This is a genomic window from Janibacter sp. CFPM2_SD2 (assembly GCF_057364645.1).
In genome coordinates this window covers 1-10061 of sequence record NZ_JBNFOF010000111.1, presented here as the reverse complement: position 1 = coordinate 10061, position 10061 = coordinate 1, and the positions used below count along the sequence as shown (strand labels likewise).

Sequence of the window (10061 nt, the reverse complement as noted above, 5' to 3'; positions counted from 1 at the left end):
AGCGACCTGAACGCCCCGGGCGCCTCCCCCCGGCGGCCCGGTGCGGCTGCTGCTCGGATCCGGCTGCTCGCCGCCGACGACCCGGCCCCGTGGCAGACCTGGGTGCTCTACGGCATCTGCGTGGCGGCCTTCGTCACGCCGCCCGTGCTCGCGGTGATGGTCGGCGTCTGAGCGCCTGACCCGGGCCGCCAACCCTGCAGGACCCTAGGGTTTTGCAGAGTTGGGCTCAGGTCCTTGCAGGCCGGACTAGTCCTGGTCGGGGCGGACCGGCCGCCAGCGGGCCGGGCCGGTCTCGTCGACCTGGGGAGGACCCCACGTGCCGCCCGTCGTCGGGTGCGAGGGCGGCGGGGGCGGAGGGACGCTCCCCCGCGGCTGGCTGAGGAAGTCGCCGTGCCGGCCGGCCCGCTCCGGCGGGGGCTGCGGGATGCCGTCGGACCCCCTTCGCGCTCCGGTGCCGGCGGGACGCCGGCCGGCGCACCACCGCTCGTGCGCAGCTCGAAGTCGCGGATCGCACCGCGCTGCTCGAGCGCCTGCAGCACCTCGACCAGGCGCTGCTGCGTGCCGGCGTCGACGGGGCGGCCGGTCGCCGCGAGGTAGGCGAGGACCCCGAGGTCGCGGTAGTGCTGGTCGATGTCGCCGAGGTCCCGGCTCGACGTTGCCTGGTCGAAGGCGGAGTCCGCCCGTCCGGCGAGGTTGTCGTAGCCGGCGCGTGCTCGCTCGAAGAAGCTCATCGACCGTCCTTGCGTAGGGGGGAGGCCGCCAGGGCCTGCAGGGGGTCAACACCCTAGAGGGCCGGCGCCATTCGCTCTACAGTTGCCGACGAGTGGCGCCGCAGGGGACGCCCCGGACCAGGAAGACACCGTCATGCCGATCCACGGATCTTTGTTCCACGACTTCCGCGAGGAGTCGTCCACCGACCAGTTCGCACTGCAGAACAAGAAGCTGCTCAAGATCCAGATGGGCCACGGCCCGGTCATGGCGCGGACCGGCTCGATGGTCGCCTACCAGGGCGACATCCGCTTCGAGAACAAGGGCTCGGGCGGCGTCGGCAAGTTCCTCAAGCAGGCCGCCACGGGCGAGGGCGTCAAGATGATGACCTGCTCCGGCCAGGGCGAGCTCTTCGTCGCCAACGAGGCCCAGGAGATCCAGGTGATCTACCTCGAGAACGACATGATCTCGGTCAACGGCAACAACATCCTCGCCTTCAGCGCCTCCATCGAGTGGGACATCCACCGGATCCAGGCGCGCGGCGCCGCGATGACCGGCGGCCTCTACAACGTCACCCTCCGCGGCAGCGGCTACGTCGCCCTCACGACGAAGGGAGAGCCCGTCGCCCTCGACGTCGCGAGCGCCCCGACCTTCGGCGACGCGCAGGCCGTCGTCATGTGGACCGGTGGCGTCCGGATGGACATCAAGGTCGACACCGGCGGCCTGAAGTCGATGGTCCGCGGGGGCACCGGCGAGACCTTCCAGATGGCCTTCGGCGGGCAGGGGTACGTCCTCGTCCAGCCCGCGGAGTCGGTGACCGACGGGGGTCACCAGAGCTCCGGCGGCGGAGGCGGCGGGCTGAGCGACCTGCTCGGTGGCTGACCGCGTGCGGCGCTGGCCGGCGGCGCTCGGCGGATGTGCCGCCGGCGCCGCCGGCCTGCTGCTCGTGGTCGGCGCCGTCGGCCTTGCCGAGTCCGTGCTCGTCGGCGGGCAGACGCGGGAGTGGTGCGAGGAGCTCACTGACGACCCGACGGTCACCGTGCAGGAGCGGTGCGTCCGCGAGCGCGACAACGTCAACATCGTCGCGTCCGACGAGCACCTCGTGGAGTTCTACTACCGCCACACCGGCGGCGTGCGCTACGAGCCGCACCCCTGGCCGCTCTCCGGCGAGGTGGAGGTGGTGTTCGGCGACGGCGAGGTGACCCTGCGCAACGACGCGGGGATGGCGGCGACCTACCCCGACGAGGTCTTCCACGACGCGCGCTGAGCGCACTATCTGGGCAAAACCCTAGGGTTCTGTGCAGTTGGTGCGCTCAACGCACGATGACGGTCGACCCGACCGGCATGAGGTCCTCGCTCCAGATGAGGTCCATCGCCGCATTGCTCACCCGCGCGCACCCGTGCGAGGCGGGGTAGCCGGGGATCGACGCGGCACCGTGGACGGCATAGCCGCCGTAGAAGTAGCGCGGGCTGTAGAGCGTGCCGAGCGGCGCGACCTCGTTGCCGCGGTGCGTGCGCCCGACGGTGAAGGTCCCCGTCGGCGTCACCGCGACCGCCGGTCGTCCGTGCGACATGTAGGTCTCGCCCGAGGCGGTGCTCGTGTTGATGACGTAGCGGATCGAGCCGCCGCGCACGACGAGCAGCACCTGGCGCTTCAGATCGATCTCGATGCGGTCGGCCAGCCCCTGCGGCAGCGGCGGCAGGGTGCCGGAGGCCAGGGCGTCGAGGGTCTTGCGGCCGGCGATGCCGTCGCGCCCCAGACCGGCGGACTTCTGCAGCGCGAGGACGGCCTGCTCGGTGAGGTGCCCGTAGGTGCCGTCGGCGCGGCCGTTCCAGTAGCCGGCCTCGGTGAGGTCGCGCTGCAGCTGGCGCACCTGCGGTCCGCGGTCCCCCGGACGAAGGGGGTCGCTCGCGTCCCCCTTCGCCCCTGCCGTGCTCGTGGGCGACGTGCTCGACGGCGCGCTCGTCGTGGACGTGCTCGACGAGGTGGTGCTCGGCGACGTCGTGCTCGACGAGGACGTCGGCCGGTCGACCGGCGCCGTGACGGTGATCGGCTGCTGCGCCACCTGGGTGCCGCAGCCGGCGAGAGTCGCCCCGGCGAGCAGCGCCACGAGCGCTGCGCGTGCGTGAGTCATAGGTCCATCCCCTGCTGTGCGGCCGGACGCCCCCTGCGCCCGGTCTCGTCATGATGGACGCACCGGGGGCCGAGACGGTTGCGTGGTGTCCGGGACGTGACCGACACGTGACCGGCGCGATGCACGAGGGGTCTGGTGAGGGGTCGTGGTGAGGCATGGGACACAATCGGTGCCATGAGTGACCTCCCCACCGCCGGCGACTCCGGGTGGAGCGACCCCGACACCCTCGGCGCCATCCCCCCTGTCGTCGCGGTCACCTACTGCGGCCACTGCGGCAAGTCCGCCAACAAGGGCAACCACGTCCGCTGCCGCACGGAGCTCGACGCCCACGGCCCGACCTACTGCACGACCTGTCGACGCACCCTCACGGTGGAGCGGGCGGGCGACACCTGGACCGCGACCTGCAAGAAGCACGGCGAGTCGACCGGCACCCTCGCCGGCGCCTGACCCGGCCCTGACCGCGGGGCCGGTCAGCAGCTCGCGTCGCCCAGCAGGTCGGTGAGGGCCTGGCGAAGGGAGGCGACCTGCGCCTGGCCGATGCGCTCGGCCCACTCCTGCTCGACCTCGCCGAAGAGGCGGTGGACGACCGCCTGGGCGTATTCCCCCTTCGCCGTGAGGCTGACGATGCGCGCCCGCTGGTCCTCGTCGTCGCGACCGACGGCGACGTAGCCGTTGCGCTCGAGGTGGGCGATCTGCTGACTGACCGCCTGCTTCGTCACGCCGCAGCGGTCGACGATCTCGCGGGCTGCGCGGCCGCTCGCCGAGGTGGCGCAGGACATTGGTCGAGTGCGCGAGGGACAGGCCCTCGATCTCGGAGGCGCGCAGCCGCGCCTCGAAGTCGGCGATGAAGGCCGCCTGCGCGCGGGCGATGAGGTTGACGAGCGGCGGCTGCCCGTCGCCACCGGCGCACGGGCCGGCCAGCGGGGAGGACAGGTCGGGAGTCATGAGCCCATGGTAAGCCATTGGTCAAGGACTTGACTTTGATCGTGGCTGACGCCCACTATGGTCAAGCACTTGACCAAACCTCCCCCCTGGAGTCCCCATGAACGTCCTCGTCCTGCTCGGCTCGCTCCGCGACGGCTCGACCAACCGCACCCTCGCCGAGGCCGCCGTCGCCCACCTGCCCGAGGGTGCGACCGCGACCTTCTTCAACAGCGGCGCCGACCTGCCCCACTACTCCGAGGACCTCGACGTCGAGGGCCGCATCCCGCAGGTCGCCACCGATCTGCGGGAGGCCGTGGCCGCCGCCGACGCCCTCATCGTCGTCACCCCCGAGTACAACGGCACGCTCTCGAGCGTCGTCAAGAACACCATCGACTGGGCCTCCCGCCCCCGCGAGGCCGCGAGCATCCACGGCAAGCAGGCCATCGTCCTCGCCGCCTCGGGTGCCCCCTACGGTGCCGAGTGGGCCCGCAAGGACGCCGTCCGCACCCTGCAGATCGCCGGCGCGCAGGTCGTCGAGGACACCTTCGGCATCGGCGCCTCCTACGAGGCCTTCGCCGACGGCCGACTCGTCAACGGCGACGCCGACAGCCAGCTCCAGGCCCTCGTCGCGCGCCTGGGCGAGCCCGTCGCCGCCTGACCCACGCCCGACCCGAAGGGGGTCGACCTCCAGCCGGAGGTCGACCCCCTTCGCTGTAGCCCACGGACAGCGAACGGTAGGGCGCAGGAGGGTTTTGCACGAAGAGGACGAGAGTGCAAGACTGCACTTCGTGACCGAAAGTGCAACCACCCCCAGGAGCGACCGCCGCGCGGCGATCATCGCTGCGGCACAACGACTCTCGGTGGGGTGCGGGTACTCCGGCTTCACCCTCGACGACCTCGCGCAGGCCGTCGGGGTCTCCCGACGCACGCTCTTCAACCACGTCACCTCCAAGGAGGAGGCCGTGCTCGGCATGCTCCCGGTCCTCACCGACGAGCAGGCGCAGACCCTGCGGGCCGGCGGGCCGACCGGGCACCTCGTCGACGACGTGCTCACCGTCGTCCTCGACTGCCTCGACGCCGACACCGGCACCGCGGCCGACTACCAGCAGCTCCACGACGTCATCGAACGCAACCCCGAGCTCTTCGTCCGGGTCAAGGCCCACGTCGAGGAGCTCACCGAGCAGCTCGTGACCCACCTGTCCGAGCGCGAGGACGCCGACGACTCCCGGGCCCGCATGGCGCTGGCGATCGTCGGCGGCGTCGTGCAGCACTCGGTGGTCGAGTGCCTCGCCACGCCCTCGCTCGGCCCGCTCTCCGACCGGGCCCGCACCAACCTCACCATCGCCCGGGAGATCCTCGCCGACCCGGCGTGACCTCCCTTCGTCCCACCCGTCCTCACCGACTCCGCGCCTCCGGCCCCGACGACGCGGTCGCCCACCCCCGCCCCTCGAAAGGCATCCCATGGCCCACGCCCTCTACCGTCTCGGACGGCTGGCGCACCGACGCTGGCCGGCCTTCCTCATCGGCTGGCTCGTCGTGCTCGTCGCCATCGGCGGCGCCGCGTCGACGCTGTCGCAGCCGATGAGCGACAAGTTCTCCATCCCCGGCATCGAGTCCGAGCAGGCACAGACCCTGCAGCAGGAGCTCTTCCCGCAGACCCAGGACGCCTTCGACCAGGCCACCGGCACGGTCGTCGTCCAGGCGCCCGCCGGCGAAAAGCTCTCGGACCCGGCGAACTCCGCCGCCGTCGACGACCTGCTCACCGAGCTGCGCGACGTGCCGCAGGTCGGGTCGGCGGACCAGTTCGTCAACCCCGTCACCGCGGCGAAGGGGGTCGAGCAGCAGCTGCTCCAGCAGGCCGAGAAGTCCGGCCAGCCGGAGGCCGTCGCCCAGACCAATGCCGCGGCGGTCTCCCCGCTGACGGAGGACGGCCGCACCGGGCTGATCCAGTGGACCTTCGACGTCGACACCGTCACCGACGTCGAGCAGAGCACCCGTGACGACGTCACCGCCGCGGTCGACCACGCCCGCGACTCCGGCCTGACCGTCGAGGTCACCGGCACCGGCATGCAGGGCATGCCCGAGATGGGCATGACGAGCGAGCTCATCGGCATCGCCGTCGCGCTGCTCGTCCTCGTGCTCACCTTCGGCTCGCTCGTCGCCGCCGGCCTGCCGATCATCACCGCACTCGTCGGCGTCGGCACCGGCATCCTCGGCATCACCGCCGCGACCGCCTTCTTCGACCTCGGCACGACGACCCCGATCCTCGCCTCGATGCTCGGCCTCGCCGTCGGCATCGACTACGCCCTCTTCATCCTCAGCCGCTACCGCACCGAGCTGCGGCACACCGACGACCGCAGCCACGCGATCGGCCTGGCCGTGGGCCGCGCCGGCTCCGCCGTCGTCTTCGCCGGCCTGACGGTGATCATCGCGCTCGCCGCGCTCGCCGTCGTCCAGATCCCCTTCCTCACCGCGATGGGCCTGGCGGCCGCCGGCACCGTCCTCGTCGCCGTTCTCGTCGCGCTCACCCTGCTGCCGGCGATCCTCGGCGCCCTCGGCCGACGTGCCTTCGCCGGTCAGCTCCGCAAGGACAAGGCGGTCGACGAGGGCCAGCACGTCGACAACGGCGGCACCCGCTGGGCGCGCGCCATCGGCGCCCGCCCCGGTCCTCGCGGCCCTGGTGGCCGTCCTCGCGCTCGGCGCCCTGGCGATCCCGGCCAAGGACCTGCACCTGACCCTGCCGACCGACTCCACCGCCGCGGCCGACACCCCGCAGCGGCGCGCCGCCGACCTCATCACCGACGGCTTCGGCGCTGGCCAGGAGGCCCGGATGATCGTCGTCGTCGACGCCCGCGAGGTCGACGAGCCGCGGCAGGCGCCGGCCGCCTACGGCAAGGTCGTCGAGTGGCTGAGCGGCTTCGACGGTGTCGCCAACGCGCAGGTGATGGCGATGAACAAGGAGGGCACCGGAGCCCAGGTCCTCGTCACCCCGACGACCGGTGCCACCGACCCCGCGACCGAGGACCTGCTCGGCGACATCCGGGCCGGCCAGGGCCAGGTCGAGAGCACCACCGGCACGACGATCGGCGTCACCGGGCTCACCGCGATCCAGACCGACGTGTCGACGAAGCTGCAGGGTGCGCTCATCCCCTACCTCGCCGTCGTCGTCGGGCTCGCCTTCGTCCTGCTGATGCTCGTCTTCCGCTCGGTGCTCGTGCCGCTCACGGCGACGCTCGGCTTCATCCTGTCGACGCTCGCGACGCTCGGCGCCACGGTGCTGATCTTCCAGGAGGGCACCTTCGGTCTCGTCGACGGCGCCCCGCTCGTGAGCTTCCTGCCGATCCTCATGATCGGCATCGTCTTCGGGCTGGCGATGGACTACCAGGTCTTCCTCGTCACCCGGATGCGGGAGGCCTACGTCCACGGGGACACCGCCCGCGAGGCCGTCGTCGACGGCTTCCGCCACGGCGCCCGGGTCGTCACCGCGGCCGCGCTCATCATGATCTCGGTCTTCGCCGCCTTCATGCTGCAGCCCGACAACCTCATCAAGTCGATGGGCTTCGCGCTCGCGGCGGCCGTCCTGCTCGACGCCTTCGTCGTGCGCATGGTCCTCATCCCCGCGCTCATGTACCTCATGGGCGACCGGGCCTGGGCCATGCCGCGCTGGCTGGACCGGATCCTGCCCAACGTCGACGTCGAAGGGGAGGCCCTCACCCAGCACACCGCGGCCGGTGAGACCTCCGGTCGGGACGGCGGCGACGACAACGCCGGCGGCCGGCACGGCCGCGGCTCGGGAGACCTCGACGCGGCGGGCTGATCCCCCCTTCGCCCCGTCGCCCGTGCCCCGCACCACCGGGGGCACGGGGCCGTCGGCATGCTGCGTGACCGGGAAGCTCGCCCTCCCTCCCGGGGTCACACATGCACGGTGACTAGGATCGGGCCACACCGGCCCGGAGCCGGACCCGTCCGGGCAAGGAGTGACGACGTGAAGCGCACGAAGGTGGCCGTCATGGGGGCCGGCAGCATCGGGTGCTACCTGGCGGGGTGGCTCGCTGCGGCCGCCGACGTCACGCTCGTCGGCCGACCGGCCCTCGTCGATGCCATCGGGCGCGAGGGACTCACGGTCACCGACCTCGCCGGCCGCACCCGCACCGTCCCGCCGCAGTCGCTCACCCTGGCCACGGAGCCGAGCGCCGTCGTCGGCGCCGACTACGTCCTGCTGACGACGAAGACCGTCGCCCTGACGGCGGCCACCCAGCAGATCGCGCCCTACCTGCAGCACGACTCGGTCGTCATCTCCTTCCAGAACGGCCTGCGCAATGCGAGCGCGATCGACGAGGCGCTCGCCGGCGCCTTCCCGAGTCGGGCCTCACGGCCGCTCGTGCTCTCCGGCATGGTGCCCTTCAACGTCGTGCGCACCGCTGACGCGCACTGGACCCAGACGACCTCGGGCCGACCTGTGGCCAAGGACCACCCGCGGATCGACCCCTTCGTCCGGGTCGCGCAGGGCGGCGGGCTGCGGGTCGAGGTCGACCCCGACATGCGGGCGGTGCTCTTCGGCAAGCTGCTGCTCAACCTCAACAACGCGGTCAACGCGCTCACCGGGCTGCCCCTGGCCGTCGAGCTGCGCGATCGCGACTGCCGGCACGTCCTCGCCGCCTGCCAGGACGAGGCGCTCACCCTCGCCCGCCGCGTCGGCGTGACGCCCCAAGCGCATGACGCCGCTGCCCTCCGCCGCGATGCCGACGCTGCTGCGCTCGCCGACCCCCGTCTTCACCAACCTCGCCCGCGCCACGCTCAAGGTCGCGCCGACGGCGCGCTCGTCGATGGCCGACGACCTCGACGCCGGGCGACCCACCGAGATCGACGAACTGCAGGGCTTCGTCGTCCAGCTCGGTGCCGACCACGGCGCCGCCGCGCCGGTGTCCGCACGCATCGTCGACCTCGTCCGCGAGGCCGAGGCCGCCGGACCGGACCGGCACCGCTGGACGGGCGCGCAGCTGCGCCGGGCGGTGGGCCTGTGACCCCCGTCGGAGAGGATGCCGCCATGGACCCCTACCGCGTCACCGTCGTGTGCACGGGCAACATCTGCCGCTCCCCCATGGCCGAGTGGCTGCTGCGTGAGGCCTTCGAGCAGGCGGGTCTGGGCGAGCGGGTCCTCGTCGACTCGGCCGGCACCACCGCGTGGGAGAAGGGCAACCCCGCCGACCCGCGCACCATCGCCGCGATGCACCGCCACGGTCACACCGGCGACTACTCCGGGCATCGCGCCCGGGTCTTCGACAAGCGCTGGTTCGACGAGGTCGACCTCGTGCTCGCCGCCGACCACGGCCACTACACGGTGCTGCGCCGGCTCGCGGGCGACCGCGCCGCCAAGGACGGCATCCGGATGATCCGCGCCTTCGACCCTGCGGGGCTCAAGGGCGACGACCTGGCGATCGACGACCCCTGGTACGGCGACGACAGCGACTTCGACCGCACCTACGAGGAGATCTCGGCAGCGGTCGACGGCATCGTCGAGCACGTGCGCGGCCAGCTGGGCGACGCTCCCTGAGGTGCGACGCAGGAGCCTCGAAGGGCAGCACGCAGACACGAGCGACGGGCGCCGACTCCCCTGAAGAGTCGACGCCCGCCACGTGTGTGCGGCGCTCGTCAGGCGCCGGGCCGGTGCTGCTCAGGCACCGTTGGTCGCGGTCAGACCCGCCTTGACCGAGCACACGGGCCAGGCGCCCGGGCCCTGCTCGGCGAGGACCTTCTGCGCGATCTCGACCTGCTGCTCCGGCGTGGCCTGGTCGGCCGTCGCGGCGTACTGGTCGCCGCCGTAGGCCAGCCACGTGTCGGGGCTGAACTGCAGCCCGCCGTAGTAGCCGTTGCCGGTGTTGATGCTCCAGTCACCGCCGGACTCGCACTCGGCGACCGCGTCCCACACGGACGGGTAGCTGCCGGCGGTCGTGCCGTCGGTGTCCGTCGTCGTGTCGGTCGTGGTCGTGTCGGTGGTCGTGGTGTCGGCGGTCGTGTCCGTCGTCGTGTCGACGGTCTCGACCGAAGCCTCCTCGACGGGTGCCTCCTCGACCGGGGCCTCCTCGACGGGTGCCTCCTCGACCGGGGCCTCCTCGGCGGGTGCCTCGCGGAGGAGCGCGCTGTTGTCGGAGGCGTGCTCGAGGGCCTGGTCGGAGGCGTGCTCCGCGCCCTGGCCCTGGGTGGCGGGCAGGCCGGTGTGGCCGTGCGCCTCACCGGCGGGCTGGGCCTGCTCGCTGGCGTGCCCGGCGTTGGGGCCCTGGGCGGCCATGGCGG

General features: G+C 72.4%; 11 protein-coding genes and 1 pseudogene. 8 read left to right on the top strand and 4 right to left on the bottom strand.

Translation table 11 applies throughout. The features are described from left to right. Positions 1–107: 107 nt before the first annotated feature. Positions 108–731 carry a hypothetical protein gene (locus tag AC2W7J_RS11245; RefSeq protein ID WP_485982457.1) on the bottom strand — a complete coding sequence of 208 codons (624 nt, stop codon included), beginning with the start codon at positions 729–731 and terminating at the stop codon, positions 108–110. A gap of 133 nt (positions 732–864) precedes the next feature. Here AC2W7J_RS11245 and AC2W7J_RS11240 point away from each other — a divergent pair, with 133 nt between their 5' ends. After that, a complete protein-coding gene (locus AC2W7J_RS11240) occupies positions 865–1590 on the top strand; it encodes an AIM24 family protein (RefSeq protein WP_255184498.1) in 726 nt (241 codons plus the stop codon). After that, positions 1583–1975 (top strand): hypothetical protein, encoded by a 393-nt coding sequence (locus AC2W7J_RS11235; protein WP_485982455.1) that lies wholly within the window; start codon positions 1583–1585, stop codon positions 1973–1975. Before AC2W7J_RS11240 ends, AC2W7J_RS11235 begins: the two co-directional genes overlap by 8 nt. Positions 1976–2021: 46 nt before the next feature. Here AC2W7J_RS11235 and AC2W7J_RS11230 read toward each other — a convergent pair whose 3' ends face one another. Then, a complete protein-coding gene (locus tag AC2W7J_RS11230) occupies positions 2022–2843 on the bottom strand; it encodes a L,D-transpeptidase family protein (RefSeq protein ID WP_485982453.1) in 822 nt (273 codons plus the stop codon). 174 nt (positions 2844–3017) lie between these two features. Between AC2W7J_RS11230 and bsaP the strand changes: the two genes are divergently transcribed. After that, complete coding sequence (gene bsaP / locus AC2W7J_RS11225) at positions 3018–3290, top strand: biotin synthase auxiliary protein BsaP (protein WP_255184501.1); 273 nt, start codon at positions 3018–3020, stop codon at positions 3288–3290. A gap of 23 nt (positions 3291–3313) precedes the next feature. Here bsaP and AC2W7J_RS11220 read toward each other — a convergent pair whose 3' ends face one another. Beyond that, positions 3314–3622 (bottom strand): MarR family winged helix-turn-helix transcriptional regulator, encoded by a 309-nt coding sequence (locus AC2W7J_RS11220; protein WP_485982450.1) that lies wholly within the window; start codon positions 3620–3622, stop codon positions 3314–3316. Positions 3623–3885: 263 nt separating this feature from the next. Between AC2W7J_RS11220 and AC2W7J_RS11215 the strand changes: the two genes are divergently transcribed. From AC2W7J_RS11215 to AC2W7J_RS11195, 5 genes and pseudogenes are all read left to right on the top strand, one after another. Beyond that, complete coding sequence (locus AC2W7J_RS11215; protein WP_485982448.1) at positions 3886–4425, top strand: NADPH-dependent FMN reductase; 540 nt, start codon at positions 3886–3888, stop codon at positions 4423–4425. Positions 4426–4555: 130 nt separating this feature from the next. Beyond that, positions 4556–5140, top strand: a complete 585-nt coding sequence (locus AC2W7J_RS11210; RefSeq protein ID WP_485982446.1) for a TetR/AcrR family transcriptional regulator — start codon at positions 4556–4558, stop codon at positions 5138–5140. 88 nt (positions 5141–5228) lie between these two features. Continuing rightward, positions 5229–6377 (top strand): annotated as a pseudogene (locus AC2W7J_RS11205) (MMPL family transporter); the annotation flags it as partial. Between the two features lie 70 nt (positions 6378–6447). Then, complete coding sequence (locus AC2W7J_RS11200) at positions 6448–7584, top strand: MMPL family transporter (protein WP_485982444.1); 1137 nt, start codon at positions 6448–6450, stop codon at positions 7582–7584. A gap of 168 nt (positions 7585–7752) precedes the next feature. Continuing rightward, on the top strand, positions 7753–9321 hold the full coding sequence (locus AC2W7J_RS11195; RefSeq protein ID WP_485982442.1) for an arsenate reductase/protein-tyrosine-phosphatase family protein: 1569 nt from the start codon (positions 7753–7755) through the stop codon (positions 9319–9321). Between the two features lie 120 nt (positions 9322–9441). Here AC2W7J_RS11195 and AC2W7J_RS11190 read toward each other — a convergent pair. Beyond that, positions 9442–10061, bottom strand: a 620-nt coding sequence (locus AC2W7J_RS11190; protein ID WP_485982440.1) for a transglycosylase family protein, incomplete at its 5' end; no start/stop codon positions are given.